The following is a 24,869-nucleotide window of genomic DNA, read 5'->3' as shown; positions in this document are numbered from 1 at the left end:
CCGCTGGTCACTGCTGGATGTAGGGGTAGCGCAGGTCCACGAACCAGTTCTGCGGCTGGACGTGGCCCCTGACGCGCGGGCTCATCGCACGCGGGCCGACGTCGTGGGCGATCCAGATGAACAGCGCCTCGTCCACGCCCGCGGCCTGCAGCCGCGCCAGCGCGGCGTCGCGCGCCTCCGGCTCGAAGGCGTTGCGCGCCTCGGCGACCAGACGGTCGAAGCGCGGGTCGTTGAAGTGGCCCCAGTTGTTGGAGACGGGGGGCGCCATCCTGCTGTCGTAGAACCGGACCAGCCCGAAGAACGGGTCCATCGCCGAGTAGGAGACGTTGATCGCGTGCGCCCCGCGCGCCGTTGCGTGCTGGCAGCCCTGGCGCCAGTTGGTGAACAGCGTGTTCCAGTCCACCACGTCGAACTCGACGTTGACGTGGAGCGAGCGGAGGTCCTGCTGGATGAACTCGTTCATCGCCAGCGGCTGCATCTGCCCCGAGCCGCTCGCGGAGATCTGCACCCGCAGGTTCAGCGGCCGCTGCGGGCCGTAGCCCGCCTCGGCGAGCAGCCGCCGCGCCTCCGCCTTGTCGGTGCGGATCCGGAAGGAGGGGTTGCCCCACCAGGGATGGCCGGGCGGCACCGTGCCCACCGCCGGCACCATCATGCCGTTGAGGAGCTGCTTCAGCCCCTCGCGGTCGATCGCGAGGTTCAGCGCCCGCCGCACGCGCACGTCGCGCAGCGGCGAATCGCCGACGAAGCAGGGCTGCCAGGGCCAGACGTGCGGCTGGACGTTCTGGAAGATCTGCATCCCCCGCGCGCGGAGCTGCGGCACCGCGTCCGGCGCCGGCGCCTCGATCCAGTCCACCTGGCCGGAGAGCAGCGCGGCGGTGCGGGCGTTCGGCTCGGGGATCGGCAGCAGGACGATGCGCTCGGCGCGCGCCTTGGGCTCGCCCCAGTAGTCCGGGTTGCGCACGTACTCGACCCGCTCGCGCGGCACGAAGCGGGCCATGCGGAAGGGGCCGGTGCCGGAGGGATTGGCGGCGAAGGCGTTCCAGGTGGCCTCGGCGGTCGGGTGCTGCTGGCGCAGCCGCTCCCAGTGCGCCGGCGAGGCCATGAACAGGTTGGTCAGGTTGATCGGCAGCAGGCTGTCGGGCTCGGAGGTGTAGAGCGCCACCGTGTGGTCGTCCACCTTCTCCGCCCGCCGCAGCGTCGGCATGCGCGTCGCGGTCAGGCCGACCTGGCGCGGGTCGTAGTGCGGCGCCTCGCGGTCGAGCACCTTGCGCACGTTCCACACCACGGCGTCGGCGTCGAACGCGGAGCCGTCGTGGAACCTCACCCCGCGGCGCAGGCGGAAGATCCAGCGCGTGCGGTCGTTCGGGTCCACGCTCCACTCGGTGGCGAGGCCGGGGATCACGGTCGAGGGCCGCTCGCCCTGCGACAGGTCCCACATGGTGAGGCTGTCGTAGAGCGGGATGCCGGTGAAGCGGTTGCCCTCGAAGCCCTGGTCCGGCTGGCCGTGGGTGAGGGGGATGTCGGCCGCGGTCATGCCGATGCGGATCGTGCCCTGGGCCCGGACGGGGCCGGGCGCGGTGGCGGCCGCGAGCAGCGGCAGGACGCCGAGGCAGGCGGAGAGCAGGAGGCGGCGGCGTGGGCTCATCTGCGAGGATCCTCCCGAGGGCCGGTGTCTTGCCGCGACGCAGCAAGGCCCATGCCGCGCCGGGGGAGGGCGGATGCTACACCACCGCAGCGGGGCTTTGCCCACCCCGTGGGCAGGGCTGCCCACCGATGCGGCGCGCGGCGCCGTCGCCCTTGCGGCGGCGGCCCGGGCGGGCGCCAATGGCCGGTCATGAAGCTCCTCCTGCTGAACGGCAACACCGATCCCGCCATCACCGGCCTGCTCATGGCGCGCGCGGCGGCGGCGCTGCCGCGCCTCGGCCTCGGCGGGGCGACGCTGGTGCCGGAGACGGCGCGCTTCGGCGCGCGGTACGTCGCGAGCCGGGCCGCCGCCGCGATCGCGGCCCATGCGGTGCTGGAGCGCATCGCCGAGCGCATCGGCCCGGCCAATCCGGACCGCTTCGCCGGCGTCCTGCTCGCCTGCTTCGGCGATCCCGGGCTCGAGGCGGCGCGGGAGCTCTGCCCCGTGCCGGTCGTCGGCATGGCGGAAGCGAGCCTGGCCGCCGCCCTGCGCGTGGCCGGGAACCGTCCGGTCGCGGTGCTGACCGGCGGCGCCGCGTGGGTGCCGATGCTCGAGGAATTCGCCCGGCTGCGCGGCCTCGGGCCGGAGCGGGTGCGCGTGCGGAGCGTGCCGCCGGCCGGGGACGCGATCGCGCGCGCTCCCGAACGCGCCCTGGCGATGCTCGCCGAGGCGGCGCGGGAGGCGGCGGAGGGGGCGGGCGCGGTGGTGCTGGGCGGCGCCGGCCTGGCGGGGCTGGCGGAGCGGATCGCGCCCCGCCTGCCCGGGGTGCCGCTCCTCGACAGCCTCGACTGCCTGCTGGCGGAGGGCGTGACGGCGGCGCGGCGGCCCGCGGATGGGACGCCGCCCCGCCCCGCCCCGGTCGCGACGACGGGGCTCTCGCCTGCCCTGGCGCGCGCGCTCGGCGCCGGCGCGCCCGGCGGGACACCGGCGCGCCAGGGTCCGGCAGCAGGTTGAGGAAAGGGCGGGGCGGGGGCCGTGTTCGGCGGCTCCCCTCCTCCCCGGCGCCCCTCCCGGCGCAAGCGGCTTCAGGCCGCGGCGCTTCGGCGACGCCGGGGGAGCGGCGCGTGCCGGCCTTCTCGACGCGCCGTTGCCCTCGCGCCGCCGCGCCGTGGCGGGCGGGCCGAGGGCGCGAGCGGATCGCGCATGGCGGGAAACGGCCGGGGGGCGCCTCCCCGCGCCAGACACGAATTTGGTTTTGGATCCGGTGCCTCGAGCGGCGTCGCGCGCCGACGGCTGGCGGCGCGGCGCGCGCCGCTTGCGGACAGGCCGCCTCGACCCGTCCGCCGGCCGCGGCACACCGCGGCGGCTCCGCGTGTCCCGGTCACGGGCCGGCCGCCTGCTCCGCCCGCGGCCGGCCCAGGGGCGCCGAGGAGGCGAGGGGGACTACCCCTCGCTCTCGTCCTCTTCCCCGCCGGCCTCCTCGACCGCGATCAGGAAGACGGCGAAGCCGTCGCGATCGCCCTCGGCCGCCTCGCCCTCGGCGATGGCCTGCGCGAAGGCCCGCTCCCAGCGGGAGGTCTCGTCGGGGGAGGCGTTCCGCACCGTGAGTTCGCTCTCGCCGTTCCAGACGGGGCGACCTGCCTCCTCGAGCTCCGCGAGATCCGGGGCGATGGCGGAAGTCACCAGCTTCTCCGCCCGGCCGAGGTTCTGCTGCGCGAGGACCGGAACGGGCCGTCCCTCGACGGCCAGGGTGAACAGAGGCATCAGGACAACTCCCATATCCAGGTTCCCGGGTGTCGTTCCGGCGCCCCGGGATCGCGCCGACGCGGCGGCGATGGTCCGGCATCCGTCCGACTCGGGGCGGGGGGGCGGTTCGCGCGCGGGGCAGTGCCGTTCCACGTCTCCGGGGGGCGCGTCCTTCCCTGGCCGTCGCCGCGTTTGGCCCCCGTCCGCCCGGAGCCAGTCCGCACGGGCTGGCCCCAGAGGAACCCGCGGCGCGGCCTCCGGTTGCGCCCCCGCTTGCCATTCCCCAGCCCGCGGCCCGTGCCGTGTCTTGTTCGGTCATGCTAGCGTCGCCGCCCGGCCGCCGCCCGGCCGCGCGGATCGCACCTCGCGGGCCGGCGTGAACGGGCGGGAGCGCGGATCCCCGCGACAGCCACCGGCCGCTGGCCGCCGCGGAAGCGGCCGCGCGGGGGGAACGGAAGGCGAAGGAGGGAGAGCGGGGCAGGGCCCGGCCCGCGCCTTTCCCGGCCGGCTGTGCGGCCCTCGCGCCCCGCTAGGGGGCGGCTCCGACCGGCCGCCCGGCCGCGGCGGCGATCTCGGCCAGCAGCCGGTCGTGCTGGCCGAGGTAGCGCGGCGAGAAATGGAACGGCTCGACGCGCCGCGCACCCGCCGCCCGCGCGATCTCGCCCGCGGCGCGCGTCGTCAGGTGCCGCCGTTCCGCGGCGAGCGCGGCGTCCGCGGCGGCGAAGGGCGCCTCGATGAACAGCGTGTCGGCTTCGCGCGCGAGCGCGACGGCGGCGGCGCGGTTCGCCGGGGTGTCGGCGAAGTCCGTCAGGTAGGCCACGCGCTGCCCGGGCGTGACGCTGACCAGGTCGCGGAGCGCGCCCAGCGGCAGGCGCGGCGCCGCGGCGGCCTCGGCGGCGCGGGCGAAGACCGGGACCGGATGGTCGTCCGGGCGCCCCTCGGCCACCGCCGCCTTCAGGCCGGCGAGCCAGGGCCCGGTGGGCAGGCCGCGCGCCTCCAGCCGGCTGCGCCAGACGTTCAGGTGCTCGGCCTCCTCGAGGGCGAAGCCGAGGCAGGGGGTGCCGTGATCGAGCACGGCGGCGCGCAGCCGCAGCCGGCCGAGGCGCAGCACGGTGCCGTCCGCCGCGGCCGGCAGGGGCGGCAGCGGTTCCGGCCGGAAGGCCCCGTGCAGCCGGAGGAGGGTGCGGGGCCAGGCGCCGGGGGCGGAACCCGTCACCTCGATCGCTTCGAAGACGAGGTCGTTGCCGATGCGGTCGGCGAGGTTCCAGGTGTAGGACTGCAGGCGGTGGTGGAGGCGCTGCGCGAAGCCCTCCGGCCCGACGACGGGCAGGCGCTTGGCGCGCCCGACCAGCAGCCGCAGCAGCCGGTCGAAATCCGCCCAGTGGTCCATGTGGGCATGCGAGATCGCGAGCAGGCCGACCCGCAGCAGATGGCGCGGGGCGAGGGCGGAGAGGTCGCCGCAGTCGAACAGCACCGCCTCGGGCAGGTGCAGGGCCTCGACGTAGAGGGCCGGGTCGCCGCCGCGTCCGTTCACGAGCCGCGGGTGCAGGGTGGGCCGCATCGGGCGGCAGGGGTGCCACGCCGGCGGCACGGCGTCGAGGCGGGGCGGCGCGGTCGTGCTGCGGCGCGTGCGGCCGCGGGATGCCTTGCGTGTCGGCGCGCCGCGCGCAGTGGCGCGCGCGGTGCTTGGCTGCGCTGCTCCACAACGGCGGGCCGCGGATGGCTGGAGCGGTCCGCGCGTGTGCCTCTACTCTGAGTGCGCCGGGGCCGCCGCGCTCTCCCGCCGAGCGGCCCGGCCGCGGCCGGCGCCGCAGGCCCGCGCCGCGGACCCACGCAGCCTGCGCGGAGGCCCGCCATGCCCGACTCTCCCGCACCCCGGCCCGCCGAGGACCGCGCCGGAATGCGGCGCCTGCACCGGCTGGACGAGGGGGAGGCGCTGGCGCCGCTGCTCGCCGCCGCCGCCCTGCCGCCGGAGATCGGCCGCCGCGTGCGCGAGCGGGCGCTCGCGCTGGTGCGGCAGGCGCGCGCGGCGCACCGGCAGGGCGCCGACGTCTCGGCCTTCCTCGCCGAGTTCGGCCTCGACACGCGCGAGGGCGTGGCGCTGCTCTGCCTCGCCGAGGCGCTGCTGCGCATTCCCGACGCCGCGACCCAGGACGCGCTGATCGAGGCCACGCTCGGCGAAGGCGACTGGCAGGCGCATCTCGGCCATGCCGACAGCCTGGCGGTGAACGCCTCGGCCTTCGCCTTCCTGCTCAGCGGGCGCGTGCTGCAGCTCGACGAGAGCCGCGCCGTGCCGGCGGCGATCGCGCGCGCGGTGCAGCGGCTCGGCGAGCCGGTGATCCGCGCCGCGCTGCGCCAGGGAATGCGGGTCCTGGCGCGCCAGTTCGTGATGGGGCGCACGATCGAGGAGGCGCTGGAGCGCGCCGCCGGCGCCGAGGGCCGGCGCTGGCGCTACTCCTTCGACATGCTCGGCGAGGCGGCGCGCACCGCCGCCGACGCCGAGCGCTACTTCGCCGCCTACCGCACCGCGATCGGCGCGGCCGGGCGGGCCTCCGCCGGGCTCGGCCCGGTCGCGGGGCACGGCGTCTCGGTCAAGCTCTCGGCCCTGCACCCGCGCTACGAGCCGCTGCAGGCCGACCGCTGCGTGCCGGCGCTGATCGGCGCCCTCGGCGCGCTGGCGCGCGAGGCGAAGGCGCAGGGGATCGGCCTCACGGTGGATGCGGAGGAGGCGGAGCGGCTGGAGATCTCGCTCGACATCCTCGAGGCGGTGCGCGGCGAGACGGCGCTCGCCGGCTGGGAGGGGCTCGGCCTCGCCGTGCAGGCCTACCAGAAGCGGGCGCCGGCGGTGCTGGAGTGGACCGCGGCGCTGGCGCGGCGGAGCGGCCACGCGATCCCGGTGCGGCTGGTGAAGGGCGCCTACTGGGACGCGGAGATCAAGCAGACCCAGGTGCAGGGGCTGCCCGACTATCCCGTGTTCACGCGCAAGGCGGCGACCGACGTCTCCTGGCTCGCCTGCGCGCGCCGGCTGCTCGAGCTGCGCGGCCTCCTGCGGCCCGCCTTCGCCACGCACAACGCGCTGAGCGTCGCCTACGTGCTCGAGCTCGCCGAGGGGCAGGAGATCGAGATGCAGCGCCTCTACGGCATGGGCGAGGCGCTCTATGCCCCGGTCGTGGCGCGCGGCGAGGCGCCGGTGCGCGTCTATGCGCCGGTCGGCTCGCACGAGGACCTGCTCGCCTACCTGGTGCGGCGGCTGCTCGAGAACGGCGCCAACACCTCCTTCGTCCACCGCCTGGTGGACCCCGAGGTGCCGGAGGAGGCGATCGTCGCCGATCCGGTGGCGGCCGCGCGCGCCGGGCCGCCGCGCCATCCGCGCATCCCGCTGCCGGCCGCGCTCTATCCGGACCGGCGCAACTCCCGGGGGCTCGACCTCGCCGATCCGGCGGTGCGCGAGCCGGCGCTCGCCGCCGTGCGCGCGGCGGCGGGGCGGCCGTGGAGCGATCCCGCGCTGCGCACGGGGACGCTGCGCGAGATCCGCAGCCCGGCCGACCGCGCGGCCCTGGTCGGCACGGTGTGGGAGGCCGGCCCCGCCGACCTCGACGCCGCGCTCGCCGCCGCCTCCGCCGCCTGGCGCGGCTGGGATGCGCTGGGCGGGGCGGCGCGCGCGGCGGTGCTCGAGCGCGCGGCCGATCTGATCGAGGCGCACCGCTTCGACTTCCTCGCCCTGCTCGCGCGCGAGGCCGGCAGGACGCTCGCCGACGGCAACGCCGAGGTGCGCGAGGCGGCCGATTTCTGCCGCTGGTACGCGGCCCGCGCGCGCGAGTGGTTCGGCCCGCCGCGCGAGCTGCCCGGCCCGACCGGGGAGCGCAACACCTGGGCGCTCGGCGGCCGCGGCGTCTTCGCCTGCATCTCGCCCTGGAACTTCCCGCTCGCGATCTTCACCGGCCAGGTCGCGGCGGCGCTCGCCGCCGGCAACGCCGTGGCGGCGAAGCCGGCGGAGCAGACGCCGCTGGTCGCCGCGCTCGCCGTGCGCCTGCTGCACGAGGCCGGCGTGCCGCCCGCGGTGCTGCACCTGCTGCCGGGCGAGGGGGCCACGGTCGGCGCGGCGCTGGTCGGCGATCCGCGCATCGCCGGCGTCGCCTTCACCGGCGGGACGGAGACGGCACAGCACATCGCGCGCGCCCTCGCCGCGCGCGGCGGGCCGATCGTGCCCTTCATCGCCGAGACCGGCGGGATCAACGCCATGGTGGTGGACAGCAGCGCGCTGCCCGAGCAGGTGGTCGCCGACGCGCTCGCCTCCGCCTTCAACTCGGCGGGGCAGCGCTGCTCGGCGCTGCGCCTCCTGTGCCTGCAGGAGGACATCGCCGACCGCGTGCTGGCGATGCTGGCCGGGGCGGCGGCGGAGCTGCGGCTGGGCGATCCGCTCGACCCCGCGACCGACATCGGCCCGGTGATCGGCGAGGCGGCGCGGGAGGAGCTGGAGGGGTGGTGCCGCGGCCTCGGGGCGCCGCCGCTGTTCGAGGTGCCGCTGCCCGCGGGGCTCGGGCGCGGCACCTTCTTCGCCCCGCGCGCCTATGCGCTGGAGTCCGCGCGGGCGCTGACGCGCGAGGTGTTCGGGCCGGTGCTGCACGTGGTGCGCTGGCGCAGCGGCGCGCTCGACCGGCTGCTCGACGACATCGCGGCGAACGGCTACGCGCTGACGCTCGGCGTGCACAGCCGGATCGCCTCCGTGCAGCGCCACGTCGCCGAGCGCCTCAGGGTCGGCAACACCTACGTCAACCGCAACCAGATCGGCGCCGTGGTCGGGGTGCAGCCCTTCGGCGGGCACGGCCTTTCCGGCACCGGGCCGAAGGCGGGCGGGCCGGTGACGCTGATCCGCTTCGCCACCGAGCTCGCGGTCAGCGTCAACACCGCCGCCGCCGGCGGCAACGCCGCGCTCCTGGCGATGGACGGGGAGGGCGGATAGGGCGGATCGCGGACGGCCGGGAACGGCCGGAAGCGCGAATCCGCCCGGCGGACGACGAGGCGGGGCCGCGGCTGCGCGCACGGCCGGGCGGAAACGGTTCCCGCGGGCGGCGCCGCGGCGTCAGCGCCGTTCGAAGTCCACCGCCTCGTCGGTCGGCAGGCCGAGCAGCAGCCGGCGCAGGCAGTCGAGGCCGAGCTCGGCGGCGCCGAGACGGATCCACTCGCGCCCGCCGAACAGCCGCGCCTCGCGCGCCACCGCCGCGCCCGCGGGCCCGGCGATGCCGACGCAGACGGCGCCGCCGAGCTCGCGGCGGTCCTCGCCGGGATCGAGGGCGATCAGCACGGCGAGCGCATGGCTCGCCCCGCTCGCGGCGGCGAGCGCGACGGCGGCGGTGTGGGCGGCGGCGGGCGTCACCCCCGGGGCGGCCGCGGCGGCAAGGCCGAGCGCGGCGCGCAGCGCGGCGAGGTCGGGCGCGATCACGCCGCGCCGGAACACGCCCTCGGCCGCGGGCAGGGCGGCGAGGCGCTCGGCGATGCGGCCCGCGGTCAGCGTCTCGGCCACGGCGAGCGTGCCGGAGCGGGCGGCGAGGGCGCCGAGCACCACGCCTTCGAGCGTGGCGTCGTCCTCGGCGATCAGGTAGTTGCCGAGGCGGCGGCGCACCTCGGCGATCACCGGCGCGAGCCGCGCCTCGGCCTCCGCCGCGTCGGCCCCGCGCGCCATCAGCTTGGTCTCGAGTTCGGGGTAGTGCGCCTGGAAGCCGAGCTTCACGCCGCCGCCCGGCCCCGCCAGCGCCTCCACCCCGGCGAGCATCTGGTCGGCGCGCGATTCGCCGATGCCGAAGGAGTGGAAGCGCTTGAGCCGCGTCGTCCCCGGCATGCCGCTCATCGCGAGCAGGCGCGGGATCACCTGCTCGTCCAGCATCCGCCGCATCTCGCGCGGCACGCCGGGGGTGAAGAAGAAGCGCGCGCCGCCGATCGCGAGGGCGAAGCCGCAGGCGGTGCCGATCGGGTTGTCGAGGACCTCCGCCCCCGCCGGCAGCATCGCCTGCTTGCGGTTGTTGGGCGGCATGGGGCGGTTGCGGCGGCGGTAGAACTCCTCCATGCGCGCGAGCCAGGGCTCGTGCAGCACGAGCTCCACCCCGGCGGCCTGGGCGGCGACCTCCTGCGACAGGTCGTCCACCGTCGGGCCGAGGCCGCCGTTGACGATCACCGCCTCGGCCCGCGCCGCGGCCTGGCGGAAGGCGGCGAGCAGCGCCGCGCGGTCGTCGCCGACCGTGGTGCCCCAGGAGGCGGAGAGGCCGACCTCCTCCAGCCGCCGGGCGATGTGGCTGTAGTTCGTGTTGACGGTCTTGCCGGTGAGGATCTCGTCGCCGGTGCAGAGGATCTCGATGCGCATCGGGGCGGTCCTCAGCGGCCGAGCGCGGCGCCGATGCCGGCGAGCAGCTCCATCTGCCGCTCCTGCTCGCCGGCGAAGCGCAGCACGAGGTGGCTGGCGCCGGCGGCGACGAAGCCCTGCAGCCAGTCGCGCGCGCCCGCGGGCGGGCCGGCGTAGCAGGCCTGCTTCTTGCGCATCGCGTCGGAGCGCTGGCCGTAGTAGCGGGCGAGGAAGGCGTCGAGCCGCGCCTCGGCCCGCGCCGCGTCCCGGTCCACGGCGAGCGTCAGGTAGGCGGCGCCGGTGAGCGCCTCCGGGGCGCGCCCGGCCTCGCGCGCGACGGCCTGCATCTGCGCCCAGGTGGCGGCGTAGTCGGCGGGGCTCGGCCCGTTCGGGAACCAGCCGTCGAAGTGGCGGCCGACGCGCCCGATCGTCGCCGGCACCGCGCCGGCGAGCCAGATCGGCGGGCCGCCCGGGCGGTGCGGGGTCGGGCCGAGCACCGCCTCGCGCACCGTCCAGCGGCCCTCCCAGTCCACCGGCTCGCCGCGCCAGAGCGCGCGGCAGAGGCGCAGGCCCTCGAGCATCCGCGCGGCGCGCTTCTCGAACGGCACGCCGGCGGCCGCGAATTCGGCGCGGATGTTCGGCACGTCGGAGCCGATGCCGACGCCGAGGATGAGACGGCCCTCGGCGATGCGGTCGAGGGTCGCGACCTGGTGCGCCAGCACCACCGGATTGCGCAGCGCCGGCAGCAGCACGGCGGTGCCGAGCGCGACGCGGCGCGTGCGCGCCGCCGCCGCCGCGAGCAGGGTCAGCGGCTCGTGCCGCGGGCGGGCCAGCAGCGAATCGCCGACCCAGACCGAGTCGTAGCCGAGCACCTCGGCGCGCTCGGCCAGCGCGAGCAGGGGCGCGGCCTCGTGCCGGCCCTCCATGACGCTCTCGCGCGTCGGCACGAGGTATCCGATGCGAATCGCCATGCAGTGCCTCCGGTCGGGACGGCCCGTCGCGCGGGCGCCGGATGCTTATGCCGCCGCGCGCTCCGGCGCCAGGGCGGCCCCCGCGGCGCGCCGCCGCGCGCCTCGCCGCGGCACGCCGTCGCCCGTCGGGAACCCGCGCGCCACCCCTGGCGGCGGCGCCGCGATGAGGCAGCATGCCGGGCATGGTGACCTCCCTCCTCGAGTCGCTCGGGCTCGGCGCGCTCTGGCCGTGGCGGGCGGCGTTCGTCGCCGGCCTGGCGGCGCTGGCCTGGGGGCTGGTCTTCCGCCTGGCCGGCGGCGGCCGGCGCGGATGGTCCGCCGCCGCCGCCGCGGTCGGCCTCTGCGCGGGCTGGCTGTCGGTGCTGCCGCCGGTCGCGGCCAGTCCGCGTCAGCTCGTCGAGCGCCTGCCGCTGCTGGTGCTCGCGGCCTTCGCTGGCGGCCTGGCGGTGGAGGCGCTGCGGTCGCTGTGGCCGCGGCTCGCCGCCGCGGTGCTTCCGGCGTGCGGCGTCCTCGCGATGCTCGGCTGCGGCTGGTGGATGGCCGGCGCGCCGGTGGCGCAGGCCGATCTCTGGCGCGCCGCGCCGGTCGCGGCCGGCGTCGCGGCCGGCGCCGGGCTCGCGCTGTGGCGGCTGCGCGATGCGTGGCGGGCGGCGGCGGTGGCGGCGGCGCTTGCGGCGGGGCTGTGGGCCGGCCGCGCGGCGGCCGGGCCGGGCGTGCTGCTGGCGGTGGCGGCCCTGCTGGCGTCGGCGGGGGCGGCGCTGGCGGTGCGCGCGGCGGATCTCGGCGTCGCCGCGCGCGGCACGCTGGCGCTCGGCCTCGCCGCGCTCGCCGCGCTGCCGGTGCTGGCGCGCGGGCGGGCGGCGGACTGGGCGGCAGCGGCGGCCCCGGCGCTGGCGATGCTGCTCGGCCCGGCCATCGGCGGGCGGCTGCCGGGGCGGCGCCTCGGGCCGGCGATCGGCTGGGTGGCGGCGGCCGCGCCGGCGGTCGTCGCCGCCGCCTTCGCCGCGTCCCGAATTCCTTGACAATGGCCTTGCGGCGACAGGTCGGGCGGACCTAGTTACGCGCATGCCGACGCCCTCCCTGGTGCGCTGGATGCTGCTCGGCCTGGGCGGCAGCGCCGTCCTCGCGGGGGCGTCCCTGCTGGCGCCGGATCTGCGGCGCGCCGTGACGGTGGCGCCCGACGCCGCGCTTGCGCCGCCGCCAGCGGCGCCGTCGGCACCGGACGCGGAAGCGCCTGCCGTGCCGCCGCAGATGGCGGCGCTCTCCTCTCCCGCGGCCGGGCCGGCGACGGCGAGCGGCGCGCCGGCCGAGGCTGCGCGTCCGGCGGCCGGTCCCGCCGCCGCGCTTGCGCCGTCCGGGCCGCGGCTCGGCGACCCGCCGCGGTTCGACGTGGTGCGCGTGGGCGCGCGCGGCATCGCGGTGATCGCCGGGCGCGCGCAGCCGGGCGCCGAGGTCGTGCTGTTCGACGACGAGCGCGAGATCGGGCGCACGCGCGCGGACGCCCGCGGCGAGTGGGTGATCCTGCCGGCCGACCCCTTGCGTCCGGGAAGCCACGCGTTGCGCCTGCGGGCGCGGCTCGCCGGCGAGGAGATGGCGGGTCCGGATACTCTCGTCGTCCTGGTGCCGGAGCCGCCTCCCCTCGTCGCGGCGGCGCCGGCGCCGCAGGGCGCGCCGGCGCCCGAGCGGGGGCCGCCGCTGGCGCCGCCGCCGGCGGGCGCTCCGGAGGCGCCGGCGATCGCTCCTTCCCTGCCGAATCCGCCGCCCAACTTCGCGGCACGCGACGGCGCGGCTGCCCCGGTCCGATCGGGCGATGCGGCGCCGGCGCCCGCCGGCCCTTCCGGGACTGCGACGGGGCCGGGCGCCTCCGGGCCCTCCGTCACGGCGGCGACGCCCTTCGCCGTGCTGCTGCCTCCGCCTGCGCCGCTGGCGGGCGCGCCGGGCGCCGGCGGCGCGGATGCGGCCGCGCCGCGCGTGCTGCAGGCGTCCTCGGGCGGGCCGGCGCCCGCCGGGCCTGCCGGGGCGCCGGCGCGGGCCGGCACCGGCGCGGCGCCTCGCCTGGCGCTGGAAGCGGTGGAATACGACGAGTCGGGCGCGATGCGCTTCAGCGGCACCGCGGCGCCGGGCGCGGCGGTGCGCCTCTACGTGGACCAGCGCCATGCCGGCGACGCGCGCGCCGACGCCGCCGGACGCTGGGCGTTCCTGATGACCGAGGCGCCGAGCTTCGGCGTCCACACCTTGCGGGTCGACCAGGTCGTCGCCGACGGCACGGTGGCGGCGCGCATCGAGCTGCCCTTCCAGCGGGATCGCGTTCCGCCCCCCGACCTCGCGCGGCGCGGCCGCGAGGCGGCGGCCGCGGCCGGCGGCGAGGCCGCGGGTGCCGGCGCCGCCGCGGGAGCCTCGCCTCCCGTCGCCCAGGCCGGCCGGATCATCGTGCAGCCGGGCCACAACCTCTGGCGCATCGCGCGCGAGACCTACGGCCGGGGCGTGCGCTACACGATCATCTACCAGGCCAACCGCGAGCAGATCCGCGATCCCGACCTGATCTACCCGGGCCAGATCTTCGCCCTGCCCGCGCCGGAGGCGGCCGTCTCCGCCGCCGGCCAGCCGGCGCCGGCGGAGTCGAGCCGGTCCAGGTAGGGGTCGAGGGCCAGGGCGAATCCCACCAGGGCGGCGATCAGGCCGGTCGCGGTGGCCGGCACGGCAAGGCGTGCCCTGGCCTCGAAGCGCACGCGATGGTCGGGGGTGAGGGCGACCCGCCAGCCCGGCGGCAGCGTCGGCCCGAGCGCGCCGAGCGCGGCGAAGGCCGCGCCGCGCCCGCCCGCGCCCGCCTCTGCCGTCGAGGGGATGCGCCCCGCGGTCGCGGCCAGCCGCAGCTCCCCGGGCCCCTCGAGCGAGGCCTCGCAGCGCCGGCCGCGCCAGGCGAAGCGCAGGCGCGGCGGGTGGCGATGCGGCGCCCGCGGCGCCAGCACGCCGTCCTCGCCGACGACGAACGGGCCCAGGGTCAGCGGGGCCGCGGCGGGCGGGGGAGCGGGGGAGCGCGGTTCCGCCGGCCGGGCCGGCGCGGCCGGCGGCGCATCTGCCGGGATCAGCATGGCGCCCAGGGTTGTCCGGTCCTGGTGAACGCACCATAACCGCCGCCCATGGCGCTCGGCGATTCCCTGCGGCTGGTGCTGGCCCCGCCGCATCCGGCCGGCCATCCCTTCCTCGCGATCGGCGCGGCGGCGATGCTGCTCGGCTGGCTGCTGCTCGGGGACTGGCTGGCCTGGCTCGGCCTCCTCTTCACCCTGTTCTGCCTCTACTTCTTCCGCGATCCGGAGCGGGTGCCGCCGCCGCGGCCGGGCGTGATCGTGGCGCCGGCGGACGGCAAGGTGGTCTCGATCGCGCCCGCCGCGCCGCCGCCCGAGCTCGGCCTCGGCGCGGCGCCGCGCTGGCGCGTGGCGATCTTCCTCTCCGTCTTCGACGTGCACGTGAACCGTGTGCCTGCCGACGGCACGGTGACGCGCATCGCCTACCGCCACGGCGCCTTCCTCAACGCGAGCCTGGACAAGGCCTCGGAGGAGAACGAGCGCAACGCCATCGCGATCGCGCTGCCCGACGGGCGCGACCTCGCGGTGGTGCAGATCGCGGGGCTGATCGCGCGGCGCATCGTCTGCGACCTGCACGAGGGCGAGGCGGTGCGGGCCGGGCAGCGCCTCGGCCTCATCCGCTTCGGCAGCCGCACCGACCTCTACCTGCCCGAGGGCGTGCGGCCGCTGGTCGCGGAGGGCCAGACCATGATCGGCGGCGAGACGGTGATCGCCGAACTCGCGCCCGGGCGGGGCGGGGAGGGCGCATGAGCGGCAACGGCGGCGGCGCCGGCGACCGCGGCGGCGAGGGGCGCGGCGCCGGGACGGAAGGACGCGGCGGCGTGCCCCTGCGCCTCGATGGCACCGCGGCCGAGGGCGTGCGCCGTGGCATCGGCATCCGCCGCCTGCGCCGCCGCCTGCGACCGCGCACCCGCCCGCGCTTCGAGGGGCAGAGCTTCAACCGCCTGATCCCGAACATCCTCACCCTGGTCGCGCTCTGCGCCGGGCTGACGGCGATCCGCTTCGCGCTGGAGGCGCGCTGGGAGCCGGCGGCGGGGCTGATCGTCTTCGCCGCGGCGCTCGACGGGCTCGACGGCCGGCTGGCGCGCCTGCTCAAGGGGACCACGCGCTTCGGGGCGGAGTTCGACAGCCTGGCGGACTTCCTCTCCTTCGGCGTGGCGCCGGCGCTGCTGATGTATCTCTGGACCATGCAGGAGGGGCGCGGCCTCGGCTTCGTCCCCTGCCTGCTGTTCGCGGTGTGCAGCGCGCTCCGGCTCGCCCGCTTCAACGCCGCGCTCGACGCCCCGGGACCGGTGCCGCTGACCGGGCCGCCGCCGAAGCCGGCCTATGCGCAGAGCTTCTTCACCGGCGTCCCGGCGCCGGCCGGGGCCGGGCTCGCGCTGTTCCCGCTGTTCGCGGCGCTCGCGCTCGGCGGGTGGGGGATGCCGGCGCTCGCCGAGGCGGTGCGGCATCCGGTCTTCGTCGGCCTGGTGCTGGTGGTGGTGGCGGCGCTCATGGTGAGCACCCTGCCGACCTGGAGCTTCAAGAACTTCAAGGTGCCGCGCGAGCTGGTGCTGCCGCTGCTGCTCGGCATCGGCCTCTACGCCGCCTTCCTGATCGCCGATCCCTGGGCGGCGATGGCGCTGGGTGGCCTGATCTACGGCGGCATGCTGCCCTTCTCGGTGCGCAGCTACCGGCGGCTGAAGCGCGAGGCGGAGGCGATGCTGGAGCCGGTCGTGGTCGTGGAGCGCGGCGCCGCGCCCTGAGGGCGGCGCCGGGGCGCGCGGCCCCGCTGCTTCGGGGCGGCTTCGGGAGGCGGCGGGCGGACGGCTGGCGTCGACGCCGGCGGCCGCAGGCGCGGCCTCGCGCGCCTCCTCGGGTCGCCTCGCGCAACCGCCGCCGTTCCTCGCCGCCGCGCCCGATCGCGAAAGCCTCGCGGGTGATGTCCGCGCCGGGGGGCGCCGCGACCGCGAGCGGATCGCGGACGGCGGCAGCCCCGGGGAGCGGGAACCGGCCGCAGCTGCCGTGGCACGGGGGCGGCGATCCGCGCGCCGGCGGCCCGTCCCCGCCGCCAGGCGGTTCGCGCCGTCCGCGATCGGCCCTACCGGCGCCGCGTCTCCACCACCACGCCCTCGCGCCGCAGCGCCTCGATCTCCGCCTCCGTGAAGCCGTGCCGCGCCAGCACCTCGCGCGCGTGCTCGCCGAAGCGGGGCGGCAGCGAGCGCGCCCCGCCCGGGGTGCGCGAGAGCTTGATCGGCGTGCCGAGCGCCCGGTACCAGCCGATCTCCGCCACCATCTCGCGGTGCGCCGTGTGCGGCGCGGCCATCGCCTCGTCCACGTGCAGCACCGGGCCGGCGGGGAGGCCGGCCTCGAGCATCCGCCGCGTCAGCTCGTGCCCGTCCTCCCCGGCGAAGCGGCGCTCCAGGATCTCGGTCAGCGCGGCGCGGTTGGCGACGCGCGCGCCGTTGGTGGCGAAGCGCGGGTCGCGCGCCACCTCCGGCATGCCGAGGAACTCGCACAGCCTGCGGAAGGCCGGATCGTTGCCGGCGGCGATGAAGATCTCGCAGGTCTTCGTGCGGAACTTGGAGTAGGGGACGAGGTTCGGGTGCGGGTTGCCGGTCGGCACCGGCCGCTTGCCGGAGAGGAAGTAGTTGGCGGCGTGCGGGTGCAGCAGCGCCATGCCGCAGTCGTGCAGCGTCATGTCGCAGAACTGGCCGCGGCCGGAGCGCTCGCGCTCGTGCAGCGCCATCAGGATGGCGATCGCGCTGTAGAGGCCGGTGGCGAGGTCCACCACCGGGTTGCCGAGCCGGGTCGGGCCGGAGGTCTCGGTGCCGTTGATGGACATCAGGCCGGTCATCGCCTGCAGGATGGCGTCGTAGCCGGGAAACCCGCCCAGGGGGCCGTCGGCGCCGAAGCCGGAGACGCGGCAGTGGATAAGGCGCGGGAAGCGCCGCGAGAGCACCTCCTCGTAGCCGAGGCCCCACTTCTCCATGCTGCCGGGCTTGAAGTTCTCGACCAGCACGTCGGCGCCCTCGAGCAGGCGCAGCAGCACCTCGCGCCCGGCGGGCTTCGAGAGGTCGAGGCCGACGCTGCGCTTGTTGCGGTTGACGCCGAGGAAGTAGCTGGCGTCGCCCTCGTGGAAGGGCGGGCCCCAGTCGCGCGTCTCGTCGCCCTGCGGCGGCTCGAGCTTGATCACCTCGGCGCCGTGGTCGGCGAGGATCATGGTGCAGTAGGGGCCGCCGAGCACGCGGGTGAGGTCGATCACCTTGAGCCCGGCGAGCGCGCCCGGGGACTTCGCGAGGCCCTTGCCCTGTGGGGCGGCGGCGGGAGGCGCGTCGGTCATGCGGCGGATTTCCTGTCGAACACGCGGGCGCAGAACTCGGGATAGGGCTCGAGCATCGTCTCGCGCACCGGGCCGCGCAGCAGGGCGAGTTCCTGTTCGGTCGGCTCGGGCGTGGGGGGCACGTGCGCGGGGATGTCGAAGTCGAAGCCGGTCGCGGCGCGGACGCTCTCCACCGTCTCGCCCGGGTGCAGGCTCAGCAGGGAGAAGCGCGCGCGCTCGGGGTGGAAGCGGAAGACGCAGCGCCCCGTCACCAGCGCCTGCGCCGTGCCGCGGCGGTACACGCCGGGCGGCGAGACGCCGGGGGCGGAGACGATGTCCACCCGCGGCACCAGCACGCGCGGGGAGTGCTCCTCGCGGAACAGGATGGTGCGCGGGGTGAGGAAGTACATGAGGGCGCTGCCGAAGCTGCCCGGGAAGCGCGCCTCGCGGCCCGGCCATTCGCCGGTGCCGATCAGGTTGATGTTCGCCTGCCCGTCGATCTGCCCGCCGCCGAGGAAGAACAGGTCTATGCGCCCCTGCCCGGCGAGGTCGAACAGCTCGCGCGAGCCCTCCGAGAACGGGTTGGCGGTGCGGCGCTGCTGCAGCGAGACGCGCAGGGGGTGGCCGAGCGCGCGCACCAGGAAGCAGGCGGCGGCCGGGATCGGCGAGGCGGCGCCGATCGCCACGTGCCGCGCGGGCGGCGCCTCGGGATCGAGGACCAGGCGGGCGATGGCGACGGCCAGCCGCTCCTCGGGGCGGATCGCGGCGGCGCTCATGCGGCGGCGGCCGCGGCGGAGGCGCCGGCGAGGACGTAGCGGGCGCAGTACTCGCGGAAGCCCTCCTCGGTGCGCGCGAGGCGGGCGTATTCGGCGAGGTGCGCCCCGTCCGGGGCGTAGGCGTCGAGCAGGCCGCAGGGCCAGGCGCCGCGCTCCGCGACCGCGACCGCCGCGACGTAGAGCGCGCTGATCACCCCGGGGGCGAGGCGCTCGTCCTCGAGCAGGTTGCCCGCGACGACGCGCTCGACGGTGACGAGGGAGCGCCGCGCGGCGTGGGCGGCGGTGGCGATCTCGCGCCGGCGGCCGACCCAGACGTTGCCCTCGGCGTCGGCCATGGCGGCGTGGAAGATCGCGATGTCGGGCCGCAGGGCGGGCAGCAGGACGATCGGGTCCTCCGCGCCGGGCGGGGCGAAGGGGTTGGGCGCGACCTTCCAGTCCGGGCGGTGGGCGAGGATGTCGCTGCCGATCAGGCCGCGCAGCGGCATGAAGGGAACGCCCTTCTCGGCCGCCTGCAGCATGGTGTGGATGGCGGGGCAGGTGGCGTCGCGCAGGCGCAGCGTGCCGGCGCGGACGGCGGCGGTGAAGCGGGGGGCGAAGCCGGCCTCGCCGAGGGTGACGGCGCTGGTCTCGACCTCGGCCACGCAGCCGGCGCCGATCAGGAGGTCCGCCGCGTAGCCGAGGATCGGCACGCCGAGCAGGCGCAGGCCGCGCGCGCCGCGGCGTACCAGGGCGCGGGCGAGGGCGGAGGCGGGCAGGGAGTAGTCCGGCGGCATCGCCACCAGCGCGCCGTCCGGCACCTCGGCGGCCAGGGCCTCCAGGCTGATCGGGGTCATGCGGGGGTCGCTCGTCGCCTCGTTCCGGGTCGGCGGTTTCTACGCCGGGCCGGCCGGGGCGCGAAGGGGCCGGGGCCGCGTGGCCGCCGCGGGCCTCGCCTGCGCGCGCCGCAAGCCGGCCCTCCCGCCGGGGACGGCCGGGCGGCCCGCTAGCCCAGGGTCGCCTCGGGCCGGTTCCGGAACACGATCGAATTGTGTATGAACGGCTTCGTTCGGAGCCTGCCCGGCCCTGGGGGACCCTGCATGGTAGCGCCCATCCTGTCCCGGTACCGTTCGGGCCTCGTCGCCGGCGTTCTCGCCCTGGCCCTGCCGGCGTCCGCGGCCACGGTCTCCACGTCCTGGGTGTCGCTGACCAGCAACAACCAGGAGGAATGCCTGGCGATCGGCCTCGCGGCGGTGCAGGCGCTGGGCTTCCGCGGCAGCGTCTCGGGCGACCGGCAGGCGGTGTTCGGCTGGCGCAACGACGAGACGCTGACCGTGCGCTGCATCGCCACGCACGAGCTCGCGGTCGTCTTCGCCTACACCCACGACCGCAATGCCGACAGCGGCCCGCTGGTCGAGCGGGTGGGCGCCTTCTACCGGGCCCGTGCCGCGGAGGCCGCCCGTGCCGCCGAGGAGCAGCGCTGGCTCTCGCTGCAGCAGCAGAGCCAGCGCGACGGCGACGGAAGGCGGGCCCGGCGCTGACGGCGCCGGCGGCGAGGGCGAGGAGCGCGAGGGCGAGCGGGGGCGCCGGCCGCGACCGAGGCGCGGCGGCGGCTGACGGGCCGGCTTGGCGGACGGGCGGCCGCACGGCCCCGCCCGCCCGTCGCCCCCCGGCCAGGACCCTGCCGCCGGGCGAGGCCGGGCGGCAGTCAGCCCAGGACCCGCGCCAGCAGCTCCGCGGTCCGCCCGTTGGCGATGGTCGCGGCGCGCGCGTCGTAGGAATGCCCGCCGACGCGCGCGAAGGCGTGGTCCACGCCCGGATAGACGTGCACCGTCACCAGCGGATGGCCCTTCAGGGCCTCGAGGATCGCCTTCTGCGCCTCGGGCGGGACGAACCGGTCCTTCTCGGCGATGTGCATCAGCAGCGGGGCGCGGATCGCCGGCGCCTTGTCGAGCATACCCTCGATGCCGACGCCGTAGTAGCTGATGTTGCAGTCGGCGTCGGACTCCACCGCCATGCGGTAGGCGAGCCGGCCGCCGAGGCAGAAGCCCATGGTCGCCGCCTTGCCGTTGGCGCCCGGCAGCCGGCGCGCGACGGCGAGCGTCGCCTTCAGGTCCTCGATCGCCTTGTCCTGGTCCAGGCCCTTCATCAGCGCGAAGGCGCGCTCCCACTGCTCCTGCCCGGCGTCGGGGTCGAGCTGCACGCCCGGCTGCTGGCGCCAGAACAGGTCGGGGGCGACGGCGAAGAAGCCCATCTCGGCGACCCAGTCGGAGAGGGCGCGCATGGTGCGGTTCACGCCGAAGATCTCCTGGATCATCACCACCGCGCCCGCCGGCTTCGTCTTCGGCTCGGCCAGGTAGGCCGCGAACTCGCCGCTGCCGTCGGCGGCGCTGATGCGGATCTCGGGCATCTCGCTCTCCTCTCGCTCTCCTCCCCGGCCGCCGCGCCTGCCGCGCGACGGTGGGGAGGGACATAGAGCCGATCGCGGACAGCGGGAACCGGCCGGGACCGGGGGCCGGCGCGGCCGGCGCCGGGCCCGAGGCTTCGCGCCGCGCCGAGCCGGCCCCGACCCGCGCGGCGCGCTGCCGCAGGGCCGGCCCCGCGGCGGGGAGCGCGGCGCCGGCGCGACGGCGCGCCGAAATGTGAAGCCGGCGCCCGGCCGGCCTTCCGGGCGGCGCCCCCGCGCGCGCTTCCCATATGTCTCGCGCGATGCGCCGTCCGACCGCCGCCCCGGCCCTCTGCCTCGCCGCGCTCGCGCCGCTGCTCGCCGCGGCGGCGGAACGGCTGCCGACGCCGCCGGACCTCGCGGCCGCGGGCTGGCAGGCGGGCGCCTGGCGCGGCATGCCCTCGGCGCGCTTCGGACCGCTTCCCCTGCGCCTGCAGGCCGGCGGAGCGACGGTGCTGCCCGGCGTGTGGCTGCACGCCGAACCGGGCGAGGGGGGCTTCGTCTGGCGGCCCTTGGCGGGCCGGCCGGCCTGCCTGAGCTGGCGCTGGCGCGTGGAGGAGGGGCCGCCGCCGACCGACCTCGCGCGGCGCGGCGGGGACGACCGCGCGATCTCGATCAGCGTCGGCTTCGACGGCTGGCCGCCCGGCGCCGGCGTCTGGGTCCGCACCCAGCACGCGGCGGCGCAGGCCCTGGCCGGCGACGGCGTGCCCCTGCCGCGCAGCGTGCTGACCTACGTCTGGGGCGGCAGCGGGCGCGAGCCGGGGCCGTTCTTCGCCAATCCCTGGCTCGGCGGCGTCGGCCGGGTGCGGGTGCTGCGGCCTGCGGGGGCGCCGCGCGGCGTCTGGGTGGAGGAGCGGGTGGACCTTGCCGCCGACTGGCGCCGCGCCTTCGGCGGGCAGGACCCGCCGCCGCTGGTGAAGATCACGATCGGCACCGATGCTGACGACACGCGGAGCCGGGTGCGCGCGGCGGTCGAGGACCTTCGCCTCGGCCCGTGCCGGTGAGCGGCCGGCGGCCCCGGCCGCCCGGCACGCGGGATCGTCGCCGGGTGATGCCGCCTGGCGGCGCGCCGCGCGGCCGGAGACGCGGCGGGAGGAGGACGAAACGCCGCCGCGGCGGCGCGTTGAGCACGACGCATGCGCCACACCCCGGGACGCCCGGCCGCCGCCGAGCCCGCGGCGAGCTTCGCCACCGACATCCCCGCCCGGCTCGACCGGCTGCCCTGGGACCGGTTCCAATGGCTCGTCTGCGTCGCGCTCGGCGTCACCTGGATCCTGGACGGGCTGGAGGTGACGCTGGTCGGCTCGCTCGCCGGGGCGATCCACGAGAGTCCGAGCCTGCGCCTCAGCGAGACCGAGGTCGGCCTGGCCGGCTCCGCCTACCTGGTCGGCGCGGTCGGCGAGGCGCTGCTGTTCGGCTGGCTGACCGACCGGCTGGGGCGGAAACGGCTCTTCACCGTGACGGTCGCGGTCTATCTGCTGGCGACGATCGCCACTGGCCTCTCCTGGGACTTCTGGTCCTTCGCGCTGTTCCGGCTGCTGACCGGCGCCGGGATCGGCGGCGAGTACGCGGCGGTGAACTCGGCGATCCAGGAGCTGATCCCGGCGCGCCGGCGGGGCACGACGGACCTCGCGATCAACGGCACCTTCTGGGCCGGGGCGGCGGCCGGCGCGGTGGCGGCGATCGTGGTGCTCGATGCGCGGGTGATGGATCCGGAGATCGGCTGGCGCGCGGCCTTCGTCGTCGGCGGCGCGCTGTCGGCTGTCGTGCTGGTGCTGCGCCGCTGGATCCCGGAGAGCCCGCGCTGGCTGATGACGCACGGGAGGCCGGAGGAGGCCGAGCGCATCGTCGCCGGCATCGAGGCCGGCGTCGCGGCGCGGCGCGGCGGGTCCCTGCCGCCGCCCGCCGGCGGCCCGATCCGCCTGCGTCCGCGCGGCCATATGACGATCGGCGAGGTGGTGCGCGCGATGTTCGGGCCGCACCGCGACCGCGCCGCGCTCGGCCTGACGCTGATGGCCTGCCAGGCCTTCTGCTACAACGGCGTCTTCTTCACCTACGCGCTGGTGCTGACGAAGTTCTACGGCATCCCCTCCGGCGACGTCGGCTGGTTCATGCTGCCCTCCGCGCTCGGCAACCTGGCGGGGCCTCTGCTCCTCGGGCCGCTCTTCGATTCCGTCGGGCGCAAGCCGATGATCACCGCGACCTACGCGGTCGCGGGGGTGCTGATGGCGGCGACGGGGCTGCCGTTCGCCTCCGGCCTGCTCTCGGCCTGGGCGCAGACGGCGTGCTGGACGGCGATCTTCTTCGTCGCCTCGGCGGCGGCGTCCGCGGCCTACCTGACGGTGGGCGAGAGCTTCCCGCTCGAGATGCGGGCGATGGGGATCGCGGTGTTCTACGCCTTCGGCACGGCGGCCGGCGGCGTGGTCGGTCCGGTGCTGTTCGGCGCCCTGATCGCGGCGGGCGAGCGGACGCACATCCTGTGGGGCTACCTGATCGCCGCGGCGCTGATGCTGGCGGCGGCGGCGGAGTGGCGGCTCGGCTTCGCGGCCGAGTGCCGGTCGCTGGAGAGCGTGGCGGCGCCGCTCTCCGCGGTGCCGGGGACGCATCCGGTGCCCTGAGGCGCGGCGTGCGGACACCCTCCCGCCGGCCGGCCGCGGGGCCTGCGGTCCTGCGGATTTCCTCAATCCCGGCAAAACCTTGCCACAGCCTTTCGCGGCGCGGGATGAGCCGCGCGAGGGATGCATGCGGGCCATGCGGGCGGTGCCGGCGCCGCCGGGGCACCCATCGCGTTATGCTGCGTCGCGACAGGATACGGGGAACAGGCGATGCCCGAAGTGACCATCGAGTTGCCCGAGGAGGTCGCGGAGGAGATCGCGCGGCGTGCGGCCGCCCTCGGCACCACGCCGTCGGTCTGGGTGCGCGAGGTGGTGCAGGACGTCGTCGCCGACCTGCCGGAGGATGAGCGGGACCCCGGGCCCGACGACTTCATCTGCCGCTGAGCGGCGGGCGGGACGAGGCCGGCGGCGGACCGACGTCCCGGAGGGCACGCCCGTCCGTCCGGGACATCCGGGCGCGGCTCCGCCTCCGCCCCGCTCGGCGCGGCGCGAGCGGTCCGCGCCGGAGCCCGGAACCGGATGCGCGGCCCGGAAGGCCGAGGCGGTGGGCGGCCGCTGCGCCCGACGCGCCGCGCCGGTGGGCCTCCCGGCCTGGCCGAGCGCCCCCTTCCTCGCGAGGACCGGGGTGCAGGAACGGCCCCGGCGGGCCCCGCCCGCCGCGGCCGCCTCGCGGGCCGGATCGTCGCCCAGCCCTAGATCTGCGCGTAGCTGCCGTTGCGCCAGACGTAGAACACGTAGTCCGGCACCGTCACGTCGCCCTTCTGGTCGAAGCTGATCGGCCCGAGCACGCTCTGCCACGGCCCGTCCGACTTCAGCGTCTGCGCCACGCGCCGCGGATCGGTCGCGCCGACCTTCCGCACCGCGTCGGCCCAGATCTGGATCGCCGCATAGGTGTAGAGGACGTAGCCCTCGGGATCGATGTTCCTCGCCCGGAAGCGTTGCACCACCTCCGCCGCCTGCGGGCGCCGGCGCGGGTCGGAGCTGAAGGTCATCAGCGTGCCCTCGCCGGCGGCGCCGGTGATCTGCCAGAACTCCTGCGTCACCAGCGCATCGCCGCCGATCAGCGTGACGTTCATCCCCTGCTCCTTCGCCTGGCGCAGGATCAGGCCGGCCTCGGTGTGGTAGCCGCCGATGTAGATGACCTCGATGTTGGCCGCGCGCAGGCGGCTGACCAGCGCGTTGTAGTCGCGCTCGCCGGCGGTGTAGGCGGCGTAGAGCGCCTCCTGCATGCCGGCGGCGTTCATCGCCTTCCTGGTCTCGTCGGCGAGGCCCTTCCCGTAGGCCGAGTTGTCGTGCAGGATCGCCACCCGCTTGCCGCGGAAATTCTCGGCGATGTAGCGCCCCGCCACCTGGCCCTGCTGGTCGTCGCGGCCGCACACCCGGAAGGTGTTCCACGAGCCCTCGTCGGTGTAGCGCGGATTGGTGCTCGCCGGGCTGATCTGCAGGATCCCCTCCTCGGCGTACACCTTGCTCGCCGGGATCGAGGAGCCGGAGCAGAAGTGCCCGGCGACGAACGGCACCCGCCGCGCCGCCATCTGGTTGGCGACGCTCACCGCCTGGCGCGGGTCGCACGCGTCGTCGCCGATCTCGAGCTGGAGCTGCCGGCCGAGGACGCCGCCGGCGGCATTGATGTCGGTCACCGCCTGCTCGCCGCCGGCGCGCATCTGCGCCCCGAACGAGGCGTACTGCCCGGTCATCGGCCCGACCGTGGCGATGCGGATCGGGCCCGCGGCGCCCTGTGCCCGGGCCCGGCCGGAAGCGAAGGCGCCCGAGGCGGCACCGATCAGCGCCGCGCCGAGCCACTGCCGTCGCGTCTGGATCATCCCTGCGTCTCCCTCTCTTCCCGTCGTCCGGCGGGCAGGCGGCGGCAGGCCGCCGCCGCGCCGTCACGGCCGCAACGGTAGGCGAGCCGGCGGCACCCGCGCCAGCCTCGTCGCGCCCGCCGCGTCCGCGCGCGCCGCGTCCGGTCACGCCCCGGCGATCGCGGCCGG

Annotated in this window: 21 protein-coding genes; 10 read left to right on the top strand and 11 right to left on the bottom strand. The window is 77.1% G+C overall.

The window, feature by feature from the left end; all coding sequences use genetic code 11:
- Positions 1–7: 7 nt before the first annotated feature.
- Positions 8–1,645, bottom strand: a complete 1,638-nt coding sequence (locus tag K1J50_RS05655; RefSeq protein ID WP_220116576.1) for an ABC transporter substrate-binding protein — start codon at positions 1,643–1,645, stop codon at positions 8–10.
- 189 nt (positions 1,646–1,834) lie between these two features.
- Here K1J50_RS05655 and K1J50_RS05650 point away from each other — a divergent pair, with 189 nt between their 5' ends.
- Positions 1,835–2,638: an aspartate/glutamate racemase family protein gene (locus K1J50_RS05650; RefSeq protein WP_220116574.1), complete on the top strand. Its 804-nt coding sequence runs from the start codon at positions 1,835–1,837 to the stop codon at positions 2,636–2,638.
- 429 nt (positions 2,639–3,067) lie between these two features.
- Here K1J50_RS05650 and K1J50_RS05645 read toward each other — a convergent pair whose 3' ends face one another.
- Positions 3,068–3,388 (bottom strand): hypothetical protein, encoded by a 321-nt coding sequence (locus tag K1J50_RS05645; RefSeq protein WP_220116572.1) that lies wholly within the window; start codon positions 3,386–3,388, stop codon positions 3,068–3,070.
- Between the two features lie 511 nt (positions 3,389–3,899).
- On the bottom strand, positions 3,900–4,931 hold the full coding sequence (locus tag K1J50_RS05640) for an MBL fold metallo-hydrolase (protein ID WP_220116564.1): 1,032 nt from the start codon (positions 4,929–4,931) through the stop codon (positions 3,900–3,902).
- A 294-nt stretch (positions 4,932–5,225) separates the two neighbouring features.
- Between K1J50_RS05640 and putA the strand changes: the two genes are divergently transcribed.
- Complete coding sequence (putA, locus tag K1J50_RS05635; RefSeq protein WP_255574964.1) at positions 5,226–8,333, top strand: bifunctional proline dehydrogenase/L-glutamate gamma-semialdehyde dehydrogenase PutA; 3,108 nt, start codon at positions 5,226–5,228, stop codon at positions 8,331–8,333.
- 120 nt (positions 8,334–8,453) lie between these two features.
- On the opposite strand, the gene K1J50_RS05630 is transcribed toward putA, so the two are convergent.
- Together K1J50_RS05630 and K1J50_RS05625 are read right to left on the bottom strand one after the other, a co-directional pair.
- Positions 8,454–9,728: a CinA family nicotinamide mononucleotide deamidase-related protein gene (locus K1J50_RS05630; RefSeq protein ID WP_220116560.1), complete on the bottom strand. Its 1,275-nt coding sequence runs from the start codon at positions 9,726–9,728 to the stop codon at positions 8,454–8,456.
- Positions 9,729–9,739: 11 nt separating this feature from the next.
- Positions 9,740–10,678, bottom strand: a complete 939-nt coding sequence (locus tag K1J50_RS05625) for an LLM class flavin-dependent oxidoreductase (protein ID WP_220116558.1) — start codon at positions 10,676–10,678, stop codon at positions 9,740–9,742.
- A gap of 182 nt (positions 10,679–10,860) precedes the next feature.
- Here K1J50_RS05625 and K1J50_RS05620 point away from each other — a divergent pair, with 182 nt between their 5' ends.
- The gene (locus K1J50_RS05620) at positions 10,861–11,700 is read left to right on the top strand and encodes a hypothetical protein (RefSeq protein ID WP_220116554.1); all 840 of its coding nucleotides are present in this window, start codon (positions 10,861–10,863) and stop codon (positions 11,698–11,700) included.
- A 43-nt stretch (positions 11,701–11,743) separates the two neighbouring features.
- Positions 11,744–13,315, top strand: a complete 1,572-nt coding sequence (locus K1J50_RS05615; protein ID WP_255574963.1) for a LysM peptidoglycan-binding domain-containing protein — start codon at positions 11,744–11,746, stop codon at positions 13,313–13,315.
- On the opposite strand, the gene K1J50_RS05610 is transcribed toward K1J50_RS05615, so the two are convergent.
- Complete coding sequence (locus K1J50_RS05610; RefSeq protein ID WP_220116552.1) at positions 13,222–13,770, bottom strand: hypothetical protein; 549 nt, start codon at positions 13,768–13,770, stop codon at positions 13,222–13,224. The genes K1J50_RS05615 and K1J50_RS05610 overlap by 94 nt on opposite strands.
- 48 nt (positions 13,771–13,818) lie before the next feature.
- Here K1J50_RS05610 and K1J50_RS05605 point away from each other — a divergent pair, with 48 nt between their 5' ends.
- Together K1J50_RS05605 and K1J50_RS05600 are read left to right on the top strand one after the other, a co-directional pair.
- Positions 13,819–14,514: a phosphatidylserine decarboxylase gene (locus K1J50_RS05605; protein WP_220116550.1), complete on the top strand. Its 696-nt coding sequence runs from the start codon at positions 13,819–13,821 to the stop codon at positions 14,512–14,514.
- On the top strand, positions 14,511–15,509 hold the full coding sequence (locus K1J50_RS05600; protein ID WP_220116549.1) for a CDP-alcohol phosphatidyltransferase family protein: 999 nt from the start codon (positions 14,511–14,513) through the stop codon (positions 15,507–15,509). Before K1J50_RS05605 ends, K1J50_RS05600 begins: the two co-directional genes overlap by 4 nt.
- 335 nt (positions 15,510–15,844) lie before the next feature.
- On the opposite strand, the gene K1J50_RS05595 is transcribed toward K1J50_RS05600, so the two are convergent.
- From K1J50_RS05595 to K1J50_RS05585, 3 genes are read right to left on the bottom strand one after another with little or no spacing between them, the layout of a single operon-like run.
- The gene (locus K1J50_RS05595) at positions 15,845–17,086 is read right to left on the bottom strand and encodes a CaiB/BaiF CoA transferase family protein (RefSeq protein WP_220116547.1); all 1,242 of its coding nucleotides are present in this window, start codon (positions 17,084–17,086) and stop codon (positions 15,845–15,847) included.
- On the bottom strand, positions 17,083–17,841 hold the full coding sequence (locus K1J50_RS05590; protein ID WP_220116545.1) for a CoA-transferase: 759 nt from the start codon (positions 17,839–17,841) through the stop codon (positions 17,083–17,085). The genes K1J50_RS05595 and K1J50_RS05590 overlap by 4 nt, the downstream gene beginning before the upstream one ends.
- Complete coding sequence (locus K1J50_RS05585) at positions 17,838–18,674, bottom strand: CoA transferase subunit A (protein WP_220116543.1); 837 nt, start codon at positions 18,672–18,674, stop codon at positions 17,838–17,840. The genes K1J50_RS05590 and K1J50_RS05585 overlap by 4 nt, the downstream gene beginning before the upstream one ends.
- Positions 18,675–18,917: 243 nt before the next feature.
- Between K1J50_RS05585 and K1J50_RS05580 the strand changes: the two genes are divergently transcribed.
- Positions 18,918–19,358, top strand: coding sequence for a hypothetical protein (locus K1J50_RS05580; protein WP_220116541.1), 441 nt, complete (start codon positions 18,918–18,920; stop codon positions 19,356–19,358).
- 167 nt (positions 19,359–19,525) lie between these two features.
- On the opposite strand, the gene K1J50_RS05575 is transcribed toward K1J50_RS05580, so the two are convergent.
- Positions 19,526–20,227, bottom strand: coding sequence for a dienelactone hydrolase family protein (locus K1J50_RS05575; RefSeq protein WP_220116539.1), 702 nt, complete (start codon positions 20,225–20,227; stop codon positions 19,526–19,528).
- Between the two features lie 299 nt (positions 20,228–20,526).
- Between K1J50_RS05575 and K1J50_RS05570 the strand changes: the two genes are divergently transcribed.
- The 3 genes from K1J50_RS05570 to K1J50_RS05560 all read left to right on the top strand — a co-directional run bounded on the left by K1J50_RS05570 (position 20,527) and on the right by K1J50_RS05560 (position 23,262).
- A complete protein-coding gene (locus K1J50_RS05570; RefSeq protein WP_220116537.1) occupies positions 20,527–21,267 on the top strand; it encodes a DUF3047 domain-containing protein in 741 nt (246 codons plus the stop codon).
- 132 nt (positions 21,268–21,399) lie between these two features.
- Entirely contained in the window at positions 21,400–22,881 is a 1,482-nt protein-coding gene (locus K1J50_RS05565) for an MFS transporter (RefSeq protein WP_220116536.1), read from the top strand.
- 207 nt (positions 22,882–23,088) lie between these two features.
- A complete protein-coding gene (locus K1J50_RS05560) occupies positions 23,089–23,262 on the top strand; it encodes a hypothetical protein (protein ID WP_220116535.1) in 174 nt (57 codons plus the stop codon).
- Positions 23,263–23,570: 308 nt separating this feature from the next.
- On the opposite strand, the gene K1J50_RS05555 is transcribed toward K1J50_RS05560, so the two are convergent.
- Entirely contained in the window at positions 23,571–24,701 is a 1,131-nt protein-coding gene (locus K1J50_RS05555; protein ID WP_220116534.1) for a branched-chain amino acid ABC transporter substrate-binding protein, read from the bottom strand.
- Positions 24,702–24,869: the final 168 nt, after the last annotated feature.

It is taken from the genome of Caldovatus aquaticus (assembly GCF_019458025.1).
In the GTDB taxonomy this organism is placed as follows: Bacteria; Pseudomonadota; Alphaproteobacteria; order Acetobacterales; family Acetobacteraceae; genus Caldovatus; species Caldovatus aquaticus.
This window is presented reverse-complemented; position numbering and strand designations above follow the sequence as displayed.

Excerpts from the sequence above, each read along its gene's own strand:
- K1J50_RS05615 (WP_255574963.1), top strand. The coding sequence starts at position 11,744 with ATGCCGACGCCCTCCCTGGTGCGCTGGATGCTGCTCGGCCTGGGCGGC.
- K1J50_RS05600 (WP_220116549.1), top strand. The coding sequence starts at position 14,511 with ATGAGCGGCAACGGCGGCGGCGCCGGCGACCGCGGCGGCGAGGGGCGC.
- putA (WP_255574964.1), top strand. The coding sequence starts at position 5,226 with ATGCCCGACTCTCCCGCACCCCGGCCCGCCGAGGACCGCGCCGGAATG.
- K1J50_RS05580 (WP_220116541.1), top strand. The coding sequence starts at position 18,918 with ATGGTAGCGCCCATCCTGTCCCGGTACCGTTCGGGCCTCGTCGCCGGC.
- K1J50_RS05570 (WP_220116537.1), top strand. The coding sequence starts at position 20,527 with ATGCGCCGTCCGACCGCCGCCCCGGCCCTCTGCCTCGCCGCGCTCGCG.
- K1J50_RS05625 (WP_220116558.1), bottom strand. The coding sequence starts at position 10,678 with ATGGCGATTCGCATCGGATACCTCGTGCCGACGCGCGAGAGCGTCATG.
- K1J50_RS05630 (WP_220116560.1), bottom strand. The coding sequence starts at position 9,728 with ATGCGCATCGAGATCCTCTGCACCGGCGACGAGATCCTCACCGGCAAG.
- K1J50_RS05620 (WP_220116554.1), top strand. The coding sequence starts at position 10,861 with ATGGTGACCTCCCTCCTCGAGTCGCTCGGGCTCGGCGCGCTCTGGCCG.
- K1J50_RS05610 (WP_220116552.1), bottom strand. The coding sequence starts at position 13,770 with ATGCTGATCCCGGCAGATGCGCCGCCGGCCGCGCCGGCCCGGCCGGCG.
- K1J50_RS05655 (WP_220116576.1), bottom strand. The coding sequence starts at position 1,645 with ATGAGCCCACGCCGCCGCCTCCTGCTCTCCGCCTGCCTCGGCGTCCTG.
- K1J50_RS05585 (WP_220116543.1), bottom strand. The coding sequence starts at position 18,674 with ATGACCCCGATCAGCCTGGAGGCCCTGGCCGCCGAGGTGCCGGACGGC.
- K1J50_RS05565 (WP_220116536.1), top strand. The coding sequence starts at position 21,400 with ATGCGCCACACCCCGGGACGCCCGGCCGCCGCCGAGCCCGCGGCGAGC.
- K1J50_RS05595 (WP_220116547.1), bottom strand. The coding sequence starts at position 17,086 with ATGACCGACGCGCCTCCCGCCGCCGCCCCACAGGGCAAGGGCCTCGCG.
- K1J50_RS05555 (WP_220116534.1), bottom strand. The coding sequence starts at position 24,701 with ATGATCCAGACGCGACGGCAGTGGCTCGGCGCGGCGCTGATCGGTGCC.
- K1J50_RS05640 (WP_220116564.1), bottom strand. The coding sequence starts at position 4,931 with ATGCGGCCCACCCTGCACCCGCGGCTCGTGAACGGACGCGGCGGCGAC.
- K1J50_RS05650 (WP_220116574.1), top strand. The coding sequence starts at position 1,835 with ATGAAGCTCCTCCTGCTGAACGGCAACACCGATCCCGCCATCACCGGC.
- K1J50_RS05605 (WP_220116550.1), top strand. The coding sequence starts at position 13,819 with ATGGCGCTCGGCGATTCCCTGCGGCTGGTGCTGGCCCCGCCGCATCCG.
- K1J50_RS05645 (WP_220116572.1), bottom strand. The coding sequence starts at position 3,388 with ATGCCTCTGTTCACCCTGGCCGTCGAGGGACGGCCCGTTCCGGTCCTC.
- K1J50_RS05560 (WP_220116535.1), top strand. The coding sequence starts at position 23,089 with ATGCCCGAAGTGACCATCGAGTTGCCCGAGGAGGTCGCGGAGGAGATC.
- K1J50_RS05575 (WP_220116539.1), bottom strand. The coding sequence starts at position 20,227 with ATGCCCGAGATCCGCATCAGCGCCGCCGACGGCAGCGGCGAGTTCGCG.
- K1J50_RS05590 (WP_220116545.1), bottom strand. The coding sequence starts at position 17,841 with ATGAGCGCCGCCGCGATCCGCCCCGAGGAGCGGCTGGCCGTCGCCATC.